We start from the raw sequence: 14,501 nt of genomic DNA on the forward strand, positions 1-14,501 counted from the left end.
TGTCACTAAAAGTGCCGAGACTTATAACGAGAACGCCCGCAGGCCGCAAGCCGGGTCGAACGATGTAGAATGCGCGGCCATTGTCATTCCGGAAGCATTAATGGACCGCCCGCGTTTTCGAAAAGCATTTCTATCTCCACGTTTCTGGCCGCTGTGGTGTGGCCTGGGGCTGTTGTGGCTCATCGTCCAGTTGCCGTATCCGGCACTGCTGTGGATCGGCCGAGCATTGGGCGCATTGATGTATCGCGTGGCCGGCGACAGACGGCGCATTGCCAAGCGCAATCTGGAACTGTGTTTTCCGGAAAAAACCGCCGCCGAACGCAAACGCCTGCTCAAGGAAAACTTCGCCTCCACCGGTATCGCGTTTTTTGAAATGGCGATGAGCTGGTGGTGGTCGCGCAAGCGTCTGGCGAGTCTCGCTCACGTTGAAGGGCTGGAGTACTTGCAGCAGGCCCAGCGCGAAGGCAAGGGCGTGATCCTGATGGCGCTGCACTTCACCACGCTGGAAATCGGCGCGGCGTTGCTCGGTCAGCAGCACACCATCGACGGCATGTACCGCGAGCACAAGAATCCGCTGTTCGACTATATCCAGCGCCAGGGCCGCGAGCGGCACAACCTCGATTCGCTGGCGATAGAGCGTGAAGACGTGCGCGGCATGCTCAAATTGCTGCGCTCGGGCCGCGCGATCTGGTACGCGCCGGATCAGGACTACGGCGCCAAGCAAAGCATCTTCGTGCCGCTGTTCGGCATTCAGGCGGCGACCGTCACTGCCACGAGCAAGTTTGCGCGGCTGGGCAAGGCGCTGGTGGTGCCGTTCACCCAGGAGCGTCTGGCGGACGGCAGCGGTTATCGCCTGGTGATCCATGCGCCGCTCGAAGGCTTCCCCGGCGAAACCGAGGAAGAAGACTGCATTCGCATCAACCAATGGATTGAAGGCGTCCTGCGCCAATATCCCGAGCAATACCTGTGGGCCCACCGCCGCTTCAAGAGCCGTCCACCGGGCGAGCCGAAGCTGTACGCCAAACGCGGTTGAATCCCGATCCCCTGTAGGAGCGAGCCTGCTCGCGATGGACTGGAGAGCGCCACGGGGCGTCAGGTTACCCGCGTTATCGTTGACGTCCATCGCGAGCAGGCTCGCTCCTACAAGGCAGCGTCATCCCATCAAGCACCATGGAGAGTTGTGCATGAGTCCAGCTGAACCGGTTACAGGGCTGATTCTTTCCGGCGGCGGGGCTCGGGCGGCTTATCAGGTCGGGGTGCTGGCGGCGATTGCCGAATTGCTGCCGCCGGGGGCGAGCAATCCGTTTCCGGTGATCGTCGGCACTTCGGCGGGCGCGATCAACGCCGTCAGCCTCGCCAGCGGGGCAATGGATTTTCGTCATGCCATCCAGCGCCTGACGGCCTTCTGGCAGGGCTTTCGCAGCCCTCTGGTATTGCGCAGCGACTGGCCCGGGGTCATTCGCCAGGCCACTCGCTTTGTCAGCCATAGTTTGCTCGGCATCGGTTCCCAGGTTCCGGTGGCGCTGCTCAACAGTTCGCCGCTGCGGGATCTGCTCAACGACAAGCTGCATATGGGGGGCATCGCCGAAGCGATCGCACAGAAGCAATTGCATGCGGTGGCGGTCACGGCGTTCGGCTATGAGTCCGGCCAGGCCGTCACGTTCTATGAGGGCGGCGGCAAGATCGATGCCTGGTTGCGCCATCGACGCATCGGCGTTCCCACCCGACTGTCGGTTGAACACTTGCTCGCCAGTTCGGCGATTCCGCTGCTGTTCGCCCCGGTGAAAATCGGCGAAGAGTATTTCGGTGATGGCGCGGTGCGTCAGTCGGCGCCGATCAGCCCGGCGCTGCATCTGGGCGCCAGTCGGGTGCTGGTGGTGGGCGTCAGCGGCAACCCCCGCGGTTTCGACCCGCAACGACCCTTGCAGCGCAGCTACACCGGGCAGCAGCCGACCCTGGCGCAGATCGGCGGGCACATGCTCAACAGTACGTTCATTGACAGCCTGGAAAGTGACATCGAGTTGTTGCAGCGCCTGAACCAGTTCAGTCACCTGATGCCTGATGGCACACCGACCCGCGCATTGGGCGTGGCGCCGGTGGACGTGCTGGTGATTTCACCGAGCCAGCCGATCGATGAGATTGCCGCGCGACATCGTCAGGAATTACCGGCGGCGCTGCGTCTGTTCCTGCGGGGGCCGGGTGCGACCAAGACCAGCGGGGCAGGAGTACTGAGCTACCTGCTGTTCGAGGCGGGGTATTGCAGCGAGTTGATCGAGTTGGGGCGCAGCGATGCGTTGGCCAAGCGCGGGGAGTTATGCCGGTTTCTCGGCTTGGTGGAGCCTGCAGTCTCGGCTTGAGATAGGCGGTGCAGCCATTCGCGAGCAAGCCCGCTCCCACACTCGATTTTCAGCGAACACAATAATTGCGTACGGCGCAGATCAAATGTGGGAGCGGGCTTGCTCGCGAAGGCGCCCATACAGACGCCTACAGAATTAAATGATCAGAAGTGAACCTTAACCAGGAAACTGGTCACGCTCTGATCCGTCTTGAAGCCCTGGCTGTCTTCAATCCCGTACTTGTTTTTCCAGTAGTCATACTCGACACCGACGTACAACTGCTTGGCACCCAGGTTCAGCGCCTTGCCCAGGTCATATTTAACCTGTGGGTTGAAGTGCAGGTTGGCGTGGTACTCGCCTTTGCTGTTGACATCGTTGTCGACGACCCAGTCCATGAAGCCGTCGATCAGCACGTCCGAGTCACCCACCGGGATGGTGTAGGACCAGACCGGCGAGACCTGCCAGATGTTGTCGCCCGGGCGGTCGCCCTCGGTGTGACGGTTGTAGAAGTTCAACTGGAAGTAGTCGAAGCCCGGGATAGCCAGGTCGAAGCCAGGGCCGATCAGGTACGACTCGGTGTCGTCTTCGCCGAACTCATAGGTCATGGCCAGCAGGACGTCCTTGATCGGGCCAAACTCGAACTTCTGGTCGAAGATCTTGTTGAACGACAGGCGCGGGCTGAGCTCGCCGTAGTGGGTGTTTTCACCCGCGAAGTGGTCTTCCTTGCCGTTGTAGAAGATCTTGTCGATGAAGAAGAAGTTGTCGCCGTACTTCCAGCCATCGGCGTGTTCGAAGGTCACCGTCTGCTGGATGCGCGGGTTGACCTGGAAATCCTTGCCATACAGGTAGGTCAGGCTGTTGTTCTGCCACTGTAGCAAATCGCCAGCCATGGCCTGGCCCCCGGCCAGCATCGATCCCGCCAGCATCAGGCTAGTGCACGTACGTTTCATTCGGTTGCTCCCAAAAAGTAGGTGGTTCCACGTTATTTTTTTAAGGTCGACGCTCTGGTGTGGCGCCTTTTTCCGTAGCGGTAAAAAATCATCCAGTCGGTCAGCTTTGTGCTGATAGCAAAAGCTGAGCCAAGGCTTTCAAAAAGCAAAAAAACTCCCGCTCGACGGCTCAAAAGCGGTCGATTGAGAGGGGGGGTGGAGTGCCTTGGTGCCTGCCAGCGCCGGGATAAGTTGGCCTGCTGGTCAGGTTTTACATCCGGGCTTTTTTTTAAACCGGATTCGGGCGGCCGCGGAGAATACTGACTCCTCGGCCAGGTCTCAAGTGCTCCGCAACGGCGCACCGACGACAGGTTTGGCGCACGGTTGCGGGGCAGCATCAGAAATGCACCTTCACCAGCAGGCTGGTGGTGTTTTCATTGGTGTCGAATTTGCCGCTGTTTTCGATGCCGTACTTGTCTTTCCAGTAGCTGTATTCGGCGCCGACGTACACCTGTTTCTCCCGCCAGCCCAGGGCCTTGCCCAGGTCGTACTTGATCTGCGGGTTGAAGTGCAGGTTGGCGTGATAGGTGCCATGGGCGTTCTGGTCGTTATCCACTACCCAGTCCATGTAGCCGTCGATCAACAGGTTCGAGTTGCCCAATGGCAGGGTGAAGGACCAGGCCGGCGTGATCTGCCAGACATCGTCGCCGGGACGCGAGCCTTCGGTCTGGCGGTAGTAGAAGTTCAGGGTGAAAAAATTGAAGCCCGGTACTGCCAGGTCGAATCCGGGGCCGATCAGGTAGGCCTCGGTATCGTCTTCGCCGTTCTCGTAGGTCATGGCCAGCAGCACGTCCTTGATCGGGCCGAATTCGAAGCGACGGTCGAGGATCTTGCCCAGGGAGAGGCGCGGGCTGAACTCGCCGTAGTAAGCGTGGACGCCTTTGTTCCGGTCTTTCTCGCCGTTGTAGTAGGTGCTGTCGATGAACATGAAGTTGTCGCCGTACTTCCAGCGGTCGGCGTGCTCGAAGGTTATCGTCTGCTGGATCGACGGGTTGACCGCGAAATCCTTGCCGTACAGATAGCTCAGGCTGTTGGTTTGCCACAGCAGTAAATCGCCGGCCATGGCCTGACTCGCGGCCAGCAGGCCAGCACCCAACAGCAGGTTGGTTTGTGTCCGAATCATCTGTTGCTCCCTCTTGTTTTTATTTTTGAGGCGCAGGAAACCCCTACCCCTGTAGGAGCGAGCTTGCTCGCGATGGTCGTCAACGATTACGCGTGTTATCTGGATAAACACGGTGTTCTCGGGTTCATCGCGAGCAGGCTCGCTCCTACAGGGGGTGTGTATTTCTGTCTTAGTGGGCGTGGCAATCCTTGATGGCCGCGCGTTCGGCGCCACCGAGGATGTTGAACAGCAGGTTCAGCGTCAGCGCGCTGAGGGTGGCCATGGCGATGCCGCTGTGGGTGATCGGGCTCATCCACACCGGCAGGTGGGCGAAAAACTCCGGGCGCACCACCGGGATCAGGCCCATGCCGATGCTCACCGCCACCAGCAATTGGTTGCGACGATCACCGATATCGGCTTCCTGGAGAATCTTGATCCCGGTGGCGGCGACCATGCCGAACATCGCAATCGCTGCGCCGCCCAGGACTGCCGGAGGGATCGAGGCCACCAGGAACGCGGCCTTGGGGAGCAGGCTCAGGACGATCAGCAAACCGCCGGCGACGATGGTTACGGAGCGGCAGCGCACACCGGTCATCTGCACCAGGCCGATGTTCTGGGCAAAGGAGGAGTGGGTGAAGGTGTTGAAGAATCCGGCGAAGAACGAGGCGCCGGCATCGCACAGCAAGCCGCGCCGCAGCATGCGTGGGCAGACTTCCTGGCCGGTGATCTTGCCCAGCGCAAGAAACATCCCGGTGGACTCGACGAAAATGATCACCACCACCAGGCACATCGACAGGATCGGTGCGAGTTCGAATTTCGGCATGCCGAAGTGCAGCGGCGTAACGAATTGCAGCCATGGCGCCTGCGCCATGCCGCTGAGGTCGACCATGCCGAGCAGGCCGCAGAGCACGTAGCCCAGGCACATGCCGATCAGCACGGAAATATTGACCCAGAAGCCGCGCATGAAACGGTGGACCAACAGGATGGTGCCCAGCACCAAAGCGGCGATGGCCAGGTAGATCGGCGAGCCGAATTGAGCGGCGCTGGCACCGCCGCCAGCCCAGTTCACGGCCACGGGGAACAGCGACAAACCGATCGAGGTGATGACCGTGCCGGTCACGAGCGGCGGGAAGAAGCGCACGACCTTGGACATGAACGGGGCGATGAGCATGCCGAAGAAACCGGCGGCGATGGTCGCGCCGAAGATCCCCTGCAGGCCGATACCAGGCATGCCGGCCATGGCGACCATGCTGCCGACGGCAGCGAAACTGGCGCCCATCATCACCGGCATGCGAATGCCCATGGGGCCGATGCCGAGGGACTGGACGATGGTGGCAATACCGGCCACCAGCAGGTCGGCATTGATCAGAAAGGCGATTTCTTCACGACTCAGGCCAGCGGCCTGTCCGATGATCAGCGGCACCGCGATGGCGCCACCGTACATCAGCAGAACATGTTGCAAACCGACCAGGATCAGTTGCAAGAGGGGCAAGCGCTGAATGGCGGGTGCGTCGGGGATGCGCGCTGCGGATAGCTCGGACATGCAACACCTCGGATCTTTTTTATTCTTGTGATTTACAGCCGCAATGCTGCCGGCAACTGTATTCGAATCAGGTAGGCCGCTTTGCGGCCATTCGCGGGCAAGCCCGCTCCCACAGGTTTTGTGTTGCCTGTGTGAGAGCGAGCCTGCTCGTGAAGCGTTCAGCGATTAATTGGTCTGGGCTCCCTGCACAATCCAGGCACCGATCAGGTCACGTTCCTGCTGGGTCATCTGGGTGATGTTGCCCAGTGGCATGATCTGGCTGGTGACGGCTTGCGCCTGGATCCGCGGTGCGTTCTGGCGGATTTGCTCGGGAGTGTCCAGCATCACACCTGCCGGTGCTGCACTGAACAGCGGACTGGTTGGCTTGGCCGAGTGGCAGACCGTGCAGCGTTCCTGAATCACGCTGTGCACCTTGTCGAAACCCGGGCCGGCATTGGAGGCCTGAGCCGCAGCGGCAGCAGGCGCTTGTGCAGGTTTGGCTTCAGCAGGTTTCAATCCACCGCCCACTGCGGTTTCCGGTAGCGGCTGGTATTCGATTGTCGCTGGAGCGTTGGCCACTTCAGGGGCGCTGGACATCGGCTTCGGACCGGACACATAGGCCAGGCAGATCATGCCCACCGCTGCCACCGGCAGGGTCCAGGCAAACTTGTGGCTGTCATGACGGGTGTTGAAGTAGTGACGCACCAACACCGCCAGTACCGCGATCCCGGCCAGGATCAACCAGTTGTACTGGCTGCCGTAGGTGCTCGGGAAGTGGTTGCTGATCATGATGAACAGCACCGGCAAGGTGAAGTAGTTGTTGTGACGCGAACGCAGCAGGCCTTTGGCCGGCAGGGCCGGATCCGGCGTGCGGTTCTCGGCGATCGCCGCCACCAGTGCGCGCTGTGCCGGCATGATGATGCGGAACACGTTGCCGACCATGATGGTGCCGATGATCGCGCCGACGTGCAGGTACGCACCCCGACCGCTGAACACCTTGCTGAAGCCATAGGCCGCGCCGATGATCAGGACGAACAGGATGAAACCTAGCAGGGCAGGGCGTTTGCCCAGGGCCGAGTCGCACAGGAAGGAGTAGATGAACCAGCCGATGAACAGCGAGCCGAGACCGATGGCCACGCCTTCAGGACCGCTCAGGGTGCTGCCCGGAGCCAGCAGGTAGAGCGTCGGGTTGGAGTAGAACACCACGCACAGCAGCGCGATCCCCGACATCCAGGTGAAGTAGGCTTCCCATTTGAACCAGTGCAGGTTGTCCGGCATGGTCGGTGGAGCCAGTTTGTATTTTTCCAGGTGGTAGATACCGCCGCCGTGGATCGCCCACAAATCGCCGGCCAGGCCGGTTCTCGGGTTGACCCGGTTGAGGTTGTTTTCCAGCCAGACGAAATAGAACGACGCACCGATCCAGGCCACGCCAGTAATCATGTGAACCCAGCGCACGCTCAGGTTCAGCCATTCCAACAGATGTGCTTCCACAGTCTTTACCTCTCGCCTGTCACTCTGTTGTCGAGTGATCAGACCTTCTCTTATTGGTGGGGGGCGAGGATCAAACGCTCATCCTCTTTGAAAAAATGCTCATCGCAGTTATTGCCTGTGCCACTGCGATCAACCACCAGGAAGTCATCCCGCTTTTCGATCGTCAGCACCGGGTGGTGCCAGACGCCGCGATGGTAATTAATGCCCTGCCTGCCGTTGGTAACGAAGGCGCGGACCAAGCCTGATACAGGTTCATCGCCAAGTGGCGCGACCACGATCAGAAAGGGGTTGCCGAGCAGCGGAATGAAAGCCTGGCTGCCCAGCGGATGGCGCTCCAGCATGCTGACGGTCAGCGGCATGTCCTGCGCGTCGGCGCGGAAGATGCTGATGATCGCGTTGTCCTCTGGCTTGGCGGTTTCGACCGTCGCCAGTTTATGGAAGCGCATGGTCGAACCGTTGTTGATCATGAAGTGATCGCTGCCGTCGGTTTCGATCACGTCACCGAAAGGGGCGAAGGCTTCTTTGGTCAGCGGTTCAATCGTCAGTGTGCGCATGCTGTTCTTTTCCGAATTCTGTGTTGTTTGTTTTGACGCCATCGCGAGCAAGCTCGCTCCCACAGTGGACTGTGGCGTTCACAAAACCTGTGGGAGCGAGCTTGCTCGCGATTGGGTTCAGCGCTTATTTAGCGACCTTGCCCAGTACACGCAGGCGGCTCACACCACCATCCGGGAACACGTTCAGGCGGATGTGGGTGATCGGGCCCAGTGCCTTGATCTGCTCGGCGAAGGTGTGTTCGGCGTGCATTTCCAGCTTCTGGCTTGGCAACAGTTCGCGCCAGAACAGCGATTGGGTTTCGATCTGGCTGTCGGTGCCGCCCTTCACGAAGGCGCCCTGGATCGAGCAGCTGTCCGGGTAGTTGCCCTTGAAGTGCAGGGTGTCGACGATGACTTTCTCGACTTCACCGGCATGACCCAGCGCGACGATGACCCAGTCATTGCCCGGGGTACGGCGACGCGCGGTTTCCCAGCCGTCGCCCATGTTGATGCCACGGCCCGGGTTGAGGATGTTGCTCATGCGGCCGAAGTGTTCATCGGAGCAGGCGAGGGCGCGGCCGCCGTTGAGGGCGGCGGCCAGGTCGACTTGCTCGTTGTCGCCGATGGCCGACCAGTCGCGGAACGGCACGCCGTACACACGCAGACGGGCCACGCCGCCATCCGGGTAGATGTTGAAGCGCAGGTGGCTGAAGGCCTGGTCGTTGTTGATTTCGTGGTAGTGGTGGCTGTTGCCTTGCAGCTCGACAGCGGACAGCACTTCAGTCCACTGGGTGTTTTCATCAGGCTCGCCCGACGCCAGGAAGCAGGCTTCCAGGGACGCCGATGGCGGGAAGTTGCCGGTGAAGAATGAAGTGTCGATGTCGACGCCCTTGATCGAACCCGGTACGCCGAGGCGGATCACGGCGCTGTCGAAGCCTTCGAAACGCTTGCGGCGCGATTCCCAGCCGTCCATCCACTTGCCGTTGTCATCGAACACGCCCTCCTTCCATACGGCCGGGGTCGGTTGGAACAGACGGTTGGCGTCTGCGAACCAGTCATCGGTGACCGAGATGATTTTGGTGCCCAGGCGGGCGTCGGCCAGGTTGACGAACTTCTCGAAAGGTACGGCGTAAGCTTTCATTCTTCTTGTCTGCCTTTAAATAAGTGGCTTGGGATGCTTGCGAGGCCCTGTGCGGATTCGGCGTTCTTGAATTCGCGAGGGCCAGGCTTGCTATAGGGTCAGTAATCGGAACAGGGCGATCTTGTTGATCTGCGCCAGCGCGCACTTGAACTCGGTGTCGACCGGGTTGTGGATGCGCGTTTCGAACGCTGCGAGGATCTGATGCCGGTTGCTGCCTTTTACCGCCATGATGAAGGGAAACTTGAACTTGGCTTTGTAGGCGTCGTTCAGCTCGGTGAAGCGCTGGAACTCTTCGGCCGTGCATTGGTGAATACCGGCGCCAGCCTGTTCATGGGTGCTGGCTTCGGTCAACTGGCCCTGGACGGCGGCTTTGCCGGCCAGGTCCGGGTGAGCGTTGATCAGAGCCAATTGGCTGGCGTGATCGGCGCTCAACAGGATGTCGCTCATGCGCTGGTGCAGGGTTTCGATCTCGTCGATCGAGGCATCCTGGCCCAGGTCGAAGGCCTTTTCGGCCACCCATGGCGAATGTTCGTAGATGTCGGCGAAGGCTTTGACGAAGGCGTCGCGGCTCAATGTCGAGGGTTTCAATGTTTGAAAGGCGCTCATTTCGCGGCCCCTTGGTACGGGTGGGTTTGCTGCCAGTGGCGTGCTATGTCGACGCGACGGCTGAACCACACCTGTTCATGACTTTTAGCGTATTCGATAAAGCGCTTGAGCGAAGCCAGACGCGCCGGACGGCCGATCAGGCGGCAGTGCAGGCCGATCGACAGCATCTTCGGTGCTTCGGCGCCTTCGGCGTAAAGCACGTCGAACGCATCCTTGAGGTATTCGAAGAAGTCGTCGCCCTTGTTGAAACCCTGGACCTGGGTGAAGCGCATGTCGTTGGTGTCCAGGGTGTACGGGATCACCAGGTGCGGCTTGCCGGTCGGGTTGTTCGGTTCCCAGTAGGGCAGGTCGTCGTCGTAGGTGTCGCAGTCGTAGAGGAAACCGCCTTCCTCCATTACCAGGCGACGGGTGTTCGGGCCGGTGCGGCCGGTGTACCAGCCCAGCGGGCGTTCGCCGGTGATTTCGGTGAGGATGCGGATCGCTTCGAGCATGTGCTCGCGTTCCTGGGCTTCGTCCATGTACTGGTAGTCGATCCAGCGGTAGCCGTGGCTGCAGATCTCGTGGCCGGCATCGACCATGGCGCGGATCACGTCCGGGTGACGCTGGGCGGCCATGGCCACGGCGAAAATGGTCAGTGGAATGTCGAATTCCTTGAACAGCTTCAGGATCCGCCACACGCCGGCACGGCTGCCATACTCGTAAAGCGATTCCATGCTCATGTTGCGCGCGCCTTGCAGCGGCTGGGCAGACACCATTTCCGAGAGGAAGGCTTCGGACTCTTTGTCGCCGTGCAGGATGTTGCGCTCGCCGCCTTCTTCGTAATTGAGTACGAACGACAGGGCTATGCGGGCATTGCCCGGCCAGTGTGGATGAGGAGGGTTACTGCCGTAACCGACCAGGTCGCGTGGGTAGTCAGCGCTCACTGCAGGCTTCCTTCTTGTTCGATGATGACGGTTGGTGTGACGCAGCTGGAGATTGGTGGCAGGCTGGCGTCACAGCGATGGGCTGATTGTATACAACTTTATATTCACTTTGTAAGCCTGAATTTTCGCATTTTTAACCGACTGTCATCTTTTACTGCTATTGGCGTGAGCCTGCAAGAAATCTGCCTGACTGGTCAGTAATTTGATGACGGGTCTATGGAGTGTGCAGTTCGGCGGGAAATCGCCGGTAAATGTGCAAGTGCCGGGTATAACGCGAAAAATGTCGTTTTTATTGTGTACAATTTTTTTTAAAAGTGTCTTAATCAGTCGCTCGCCGCAACTTTTCGTGCTCCGAATCGGTGCGGTCTCCTTTTCAACTGACTTCGGGAGGCGCGAAGTCTGACTGCTCCACGCAGGCAGGCGCGCAGAATCAATGGGACGTTTGACTACACACGTTTTGGACGCAGCACACGGTTGCCCGGGCAGCTCGATCAAGGTCGAGTTGTACCGCGTTGAAGGATCGCAACTGGAATTGGTCGCCAGCGCGATAACCAACAGCGATGGCCGTGTCGATGCACCGCTGCTGCAAGGTGATGACTACCGCACCGGGGTCTATCAGGTTCAGTTTCATGCCGGCGATTACTACCGCGCCCGCGGCGTCAAGCTGCCGGAGCCGGCTTTCCTGGATGTGGTGGTGCTGCGTTTCGGCATCTCTGCCGAGCAGGATCACTACCACGTGCCGTTGTTGATTTCGCCTTACAGCTACTCCACCTATCGCGGCAGCTGATCCCCCAAGCAGCTGCTGCACCCTGGAAGCGACTGCGCATATAGCTTCTTTGGTCTTTCGCCCGCTCACACTGCGGGCTTTTTTTCGTCTGTAGGAGCGAGCTTGCTCGCGATGGAGGCCCAGACAACGAGGGCATTCAGATGGCCCGCGTCATCGTTAACGTCCATCGCGAGCAAGCTCGCTCCTACAGCTGTTAGCGGCTCAGCAGAGACGCAGCCCCCGCACCACTGAACAACCCCGCACTGATCCGGTTGAACCAACTCTGGCCCTTGCCACTGCGCAGATACCGCGCCGCGCCATGGGCGCCGAGGCCATAAGCCAACTTGCAGGCCAGATCCAGCAGTGTCCAGGTGACAATCATCACCAGCAGCTGCGGCAGGAACGGCTGTTCGGCACTCAAGAACTGCGGCAGGAAAGCGGCGAAGAACAGGATGTCCTTCGGGTTGCTGGCGCCCAGCATGAACGCACGCCCGAACAGCGCACGAAAACGTGGCACCGGCGCGGCTTGTGGCACTTCAGCGCCATGGGAGGGCAGGCGCGACTGTTGCCAGCTCTGCCAGGCGAGGTAGAACAGGTAAAGGGCACCCAGAATCTTCAGGGCGCTGAACAGCTGTTCCGACGCCAGCAACAACGCACCCAGGCCCAGCGCCGAAGCACTCAGCAGGCAGATCGATGCAGACACGCCGCCGAGAAAGGCCGGGTAAGAGCGGCGCAGGCCGTAATTCAGACTGTTGCTGATCATCAGCAACGACAGTGGCCCCGGGATCAGGATCACTATCAGCGCAGCGCCGCTGAACAGCAGCCAGGTTTCCAGACTCATCACTTTCCTCCATTTGCACAAAAGCCCCACCCGACGGGGTGAGGCTGTTTTCAAGCGTGTACCGCGTGTGGCTTACAAGAAGATGAACTTGGCGATGAAGATCGCGCAGAGCACCCACAGGCTCACCGAAATTTCCTTGTGCTTGCCGGTACCGGCCTTCATCGCCACGTAGGTGATGAAGCCCAGCGCGATGCCGTCGGCGACCGAGAAGGTCAGTGGCATCATGATTGCGGTAACGATCGCCGGAATGCTGTCGGTCGCTTCATCCCATTCGATGTGGGCCATGCCGCCCATCATCAGCATCGCTACGTAGATCAGTGCACCCGCGGTTGCATAGGCAGGGATCATCCCGGCCAGCGGCGCGAAGAACATGGCTGCAATAAATAGCACACCTACGGTCACTGCGGTAAGACCAGTCCGACCACCCGCTGCAACACCGGCTGCACTTTCCACGTAGCTGGTGACCGGCGGAACGCCGACTACTGCACCGAATACGCTGGAAGCACTGTCGGCTTTCATGGCTCGAGAGAGGTTTTCGATCTTGCCGTCAGCGCCTACCAGGTTGGCGCGTTGGGCAACACCCATCAGGGTGCCGGCGGTGTCGAACATGTGCACGAAGAGGAAGGCCAGGACCACGCTGACCATGCTGATGTTGAACACACCGGCGACGTTCATGGCCATCCAGGTCGGAGCCAGGCTCGGCGGGGCGGACATGATGCCCTCGTAGTGCACCAAGCCCAGACCCCAGCCAGCGAGGGTCACGGTGATGATGCTGATGAGGATCGCGCCGAATACCTTGTGATAGCTGAGGATGGCGATCATCAGGAAGCATACGGCGGCGAGCAGCGGGCCGGGTTCGCGCAGGGAGCCGAGCTTGATCAGCGTGGCCGGGCTATCGACGACGATGCCCGCGGTTTTCAGGCCGATCAGCCCCAGGAACAGACCCACGCCGGCGCCCATGGCGAAGCGCAGGCTGACCGGGATGCTATTGAGCAGCCATTCGCGGATCCGGGAGAAGGTCAGGATCATGAACAACACACCGGACACAAACACCGCGCCGAGGGCGGTTTCCCAGTTGTAGCCCATGGTGCCGACCACGGTGTAAGTGAAGAAGGCGTTGAGCCCCATGCCTGGCGCCAGACCGACTGGCCAGTTGGCGTACAGACCCATCAACAGGCAACCCAGGGCCGCAGCGATACAGGTGGCGACGAATGCTGCACCGTGATCGATCCCGGCGTCAGCCATGATGTTGGGGTTGACGAAAATGATGTAAGCCATGGTGATGAAGGTTGTCAGACCGGCAATCAGCTCGGTCTTCACCGTGGTGCCGTGCAAGCTGAGTTTGAACAGACGCTCCAGCAAGCCATTGCGTAATGGCGGCGAGAGATCCAGCGTCGATGCTTCGGATTTGCGGCTTTCCACAGCGAATACTCCTCAAGAGTTTTATTTTTATTTCCAGGGCCGGACCCATGAGGGTGGCAGCGGCCCTTTGAGGCACTTGCGAATTTGTTGACCGCTTGGTCAGGAACTCGCACGAAGTGGATTATGCTTTTGTATACAAAGAATGCAAATAATGTTTTTGATTTTGTCGACGAAAAGTTTGGCAATAGGGATATATCGCCTGTACCGGCCCCTTCGCGGGCAAGCCCGCTCCCACAGGAAACCCGGTCAGGCACAAGATTTGTGGACACCATCCATCACTGTGGGAGCGGGCTTGCCCGCGAAGAGGCCGGAACAGCCAGCATAAAAATCAGCAGGCAGACTGATTCAGTCGGTAAGCGCCTGACTTTTCCCCAACGCCAGATTCACCGCCAGCCACCCATTCACCGCCGTCTCCCCAGCCTCGGCAAACACCCGCTCCAGCAATTTCACCTGCTCACGCCTCAACGCCTGCTCAAACCGCGCGCCTTCCGCAGTCAACTCCAGCAACCGCTTACGCTTGTCCGACTCGGACGCGACGCTGTCGACCAGATGCATCTCCAGCAATTGCCGCAACGGCATGTTCAGCGCCTGCTTGCTCACGCCAAGCAAGGCCAGCAATTCCTTGACGCTCAGGTTCGGATAACGAGCGATGAAAAACACAATGCGTTGATGCACCCGGCTCAGGCCGCGGCGTTCGAGCATTTCATCGGCCTTGGCGGTGAAAGCCTGGTAGCCGAAGAAAAACGCTTCCATGGCTTGCTGTTGGGAAAGCGGGTTTTTAAGGTCAAGCATGTTGACGTATCCATTCGAAGAAGCGTAATTTCGGTCA

The 14,501-nt window shown here is 59.8% G+C and carries 15 protein-coding genes; 3 read left to right on the top strand and 12 right to left on the bottom strand.

Going from position 1 to position 14,501, the window contains the following annotated elements; translation table 11 throughout:
• Positions 1 to 100 precede the first annotated feature (100 nt).
• Positions 101 to 1,033: a lipid A biosynthesis lauroyl acyltransferase gene (locus Q8X48_RS06855; RefSeq protein WP_126046609.1), complete on the top strand. Its 933-nt coding sequence runs from the start codon at positions 101 to 103 to the stop codon at positions 1,031 to 1,033.
• Positions 1,034 to 1,184: 151 nt separating this feature from the next.
• Positions 1,185 to 2,357, top strand: a complete 1,173-nt coding sequence (locus tag Q8X48_RS06860) for a patatin-like phospholipase family protein (protein ID WP_407799509.1) — start codon at positions 1,185 to 1,187, stop codon at positions 2,355 to 2,357.
• 143 nt (positions 2,358 to 2,500) lie between these two features.
• Here Q8X48_RS06860 and Q8X48_RS06865 read toward each other — a convergent pair whose 3' ends face one another.
• The 9 genes from Q8X48_RS06865 to puuE all read right to left on the bottom strand — a co-directional run bounded on the left by Q8X48_RS06865 (position 2,501) and on the right by puuE (position 10,643).
• Complete coding sequence (locus Q8X48_RS06865) at positions 2,501 to 3,286, bottom strand: outer membrane protein OmpK (RefSeq protein ID WP_407799510.1); 786 nt, start codon at positions 3,284 to 3,286, stop codon at positions 2,501 to 2,503.
• Between the two features lie 32 nt (positions 3,287 to 3,318).
• Positions 3,319 to 3,663 carry a hypothetical protein gene (locus Q8X48_RS06870; protein WP_407799511.1) on the bottom strand — a complete coding sequence of 115 codons (345 nt, stop codon included), beginning with the start codon at positions 3,661 to 3,663 and terminating at the stop codon, positions 3,319 to 3,321.
• Positions 3,663 to 4,448, bottom strand: coding sequence for an outer membrane protein OmpK (locus tag Q8X48_RS06875; protein WP_126046605.1), 786 nt, complete (start codon positions 4,446 to 4,448; stop codon positions 3,663 to 3,665). The genes Q8X48_RS06870 and Q8X48_RS06875 overlap by 1 nt, the downstream gene beginning before the upstream one ends.
• Before the next feature lie 169 nt (positions 4,449 to 4,617).
• Positions 4,618 to 5,970, bottom strand: a complete 1,353-nt coding sequence (locus Q8X48_RS06880) for a nucleobase:cation symporter-2 family protein (protein ID WP_407799512.1) — start codon at positions 5,968 to 5,970, stop codon at positions 4,618 to 4,620.
• Between the two features lie 165 nt (positions 5,971 to 6,135).
• Complete coding sequence (locus Q8X48_RS06885) at positions 6,136 to 7,440, bottom strand: urate hydroxylase PuuD (protein WP_407799513.1); 1,305 nt, start codon at positions 7,438 to 7,440, stop codon at positions 6,136 to 6,138.
• Positions 7,441 to 7,490: 50 nt separating this feature from the next.
• Positions 7,491 to 7,994 (bottom strand): ureidoglycolate lyase, encoded by a 504-nt coding sequence (locus tag Q8X48_RS06890; protein WP_008146154.1) that lies wholly within the window; start codon positions 7,992 to 7,994, stop codon positions 7,491 to 7,493.
• Between the two features lie 124 nt (positions 7,995 to 8,118).
• Positions 8,119 to 9,114, bottom strand: coding sequence for an allantoicase (alc, locus tag Q8X48_RS06895; RefSeq protein ID WP_007988149.1), 996 nt, complete (start codon positions 9,112 to 9,114; stop codon positions 8,119 to 8,121).
• A 90-nt stretch (positions 9,115 to 9,204) separates the two neighbouring features.
• Complete coding sequence (gene uraD / locus Q8X48_RS06900; protein WP_095964014.1) at positions 9,205 to 9,720, bottom strand: 2-oxo-4-hydroxy-4-carboxy-5-ureidoimidazoline decarboxylase; 516 nt, start codon at positions 9,718 to 9,720, stop codon at positions 9,205 to 9,207.
• Entirely contained in the window at positions 9,717 to 10,643 is a 927-nt protein-coding gene (gene puuE, locus Q8X48_RS06905) for an allantoinase PuuE (RefSeq protein WP_126046599.1), read from the bottom strand. Before puuE ends, uraD begins: the two co-directional genes overlap by 4 nt.
• A 433-nt stretch (positions 10,644 to 11,076) precedes the next feature.
• Between puuE and uraH the strand changes: the two genes are divergently transcribed.
• Positions 11,077 to 11,430 carry a hydroxyisourate hydrolase gene (gene uraH / locus Q8X48_RS06910; protein ID WP_007988144.1) on the top strand — a complete coding sequence of 118 codons (354 nt, stop codon included), beginning with the start codon at positions 11,077 to 11,079 and terminating at the stop codon, positions 11,428 to 11,430.
• A gap of 193 nt (positions 11,431 to 11,623) precedes the next feature.
• Here the strand turns inward: uraH and Q8X48_RS06915 are convergent, their stop codons facing one another.
• From Q8X48_RS06915 to Q8X48_RS06925, 3 genes are all read right to left on the bottom strand, one after another.
• Positions 11,624 to 12,250, bottom strand: a complete 627-nt coding sequence (locus Q8X48_RS06915) for a LysE family translocator (RefSeq protein ID WP_053157031.1) — start codon at positions 12,248 to 12,250, stop codon at positions 11,624 to 11,626.
• Positions 12,251 to 12,322: 72 nt separating this feature from the next.
• On the bottom strand, positions 12,323 to 13,672 hold the full coding sequence (locus Q8X48_RS06920; RefSeq protein ID WP_126046597.1) for an NCS2 family permease: 1,350 nt from the start codon (positions 13,670 to 13,672) through the stop codon (positions 12,323 to 12,325).
• A gap of 345 nt (positions 13,673 to 14,017) precedes the next feature.
• Positions 14,018 to 14,464 carry a MarR family winged helix-turn-helix transcriptional regulator gene (locus tag Q8X48_RS06925; protein WP_015096116.1) on the bottom strand — a complete coding sequence of 149 codons (447 nt, stop codon included), beginning with the start codon at positions 14,462 to 14,464 and terminating at the stop codon, positions 14,018 to 14,020.
• Positions 14,465 to 14,501 lie beyond the last annotated feature (37 nt).

It is taken from the genome of Pseudomonas sp. QLc11A, assembly GCF_052112305.1.
Lineage (GTDB): Bacteria > Pseudomonadota > Gammaproteobacteria > Pseudomonadales > Pseudomonadaceae > Aquipseudomonas > Aquipseudomonas laurylsulfatiphila.

Bases quoted from the DNA above. Each gene is read 5' to 3' on its own strand.
- Q8X48_RS06860 (WP_407799509.1), top strand. From the start codon at position 1,185: ATGAGTCCAGCTGAACCGGTTACAGGGCTGATTCTTTCCGGCGGCGGG.
- Q8X48_RS06870 (WP_407799511.1), bottom strand. From the start codon at position 3,663: ATGCTGCCCCGCAACCGTGCGCCAAACCTGTCGTCGGTGCGCCGTTGC.
- alc (WP_007988149.1), bottom strand. From the start codon at position 9,114: ATGAAAGCTTACGCCGTACCTTTCGAGAAGTTCGTCAACCTGGCCGAC.
- uraH (WP_007988144.1), top strand. From the start codon at position 11,077: ATGGGACGTTTGACTACACACGTTTTGGACGCAGCACACGGTTGCCCG.
- Q8X48_RS06875 (WP_126046605.1), bottom strand. From the start codon at position 4,448: ATGATTCGGACACAAACCAACCTGCTGTTGGGTGCTGGCCTGCTGGCC.
- Q8X48_RS06855 (WP_126046609.1), top strand. From the start codon at position 101: ATGGACCGCCCGCGTTTTCGAAAAGCATTTCTATCTCCACGTTTCTGG.
- Q8X48_RS06915 (WP_053157031.1), bottom strand. From the start codon at position 12,250: ATGAGTCTGGAAACCTGGCTGCTGTTCAGCGGCGCTGCGCTGATAGTG.
- uraD (WP_095964014.1), bottom strand. From the start codon at position 9,720: ATGAGCGCCTTTCAAACATTGAAACCCTCGACATTGAGCCGCGACGCC.
- Q8X48_RS06865 (WP_407799510.1), bottom strand. From the start codon at position 3,286: ATGAAACGTACGTGCACTAGCCTGATGCTGGCGGGATCGATGCTGGCC.
- Q8X48_RS06925 (WP_015096116.1), bottom strand. From the start codon at position 14,464: ATGCTTGACCTTAAAAACCCGCTTTCCCAACAGCAAGCCATGGAAGCG.
- Q8X48_RS06880 (WP_407799512.1), bottom strand. From the start codon at position 5,970: ATGTCCGAGCTATCCGCAGCGCGCATCCCCGACGCACCCGCCATTCAG.
- Q8X48_RS06890 (WP_008146154.1), bottom strand. From the start codon at position 7,994: ATGCGCACACTGACGATTGAACCGCTGACCAAAGAAGCCTTCGCCCCT.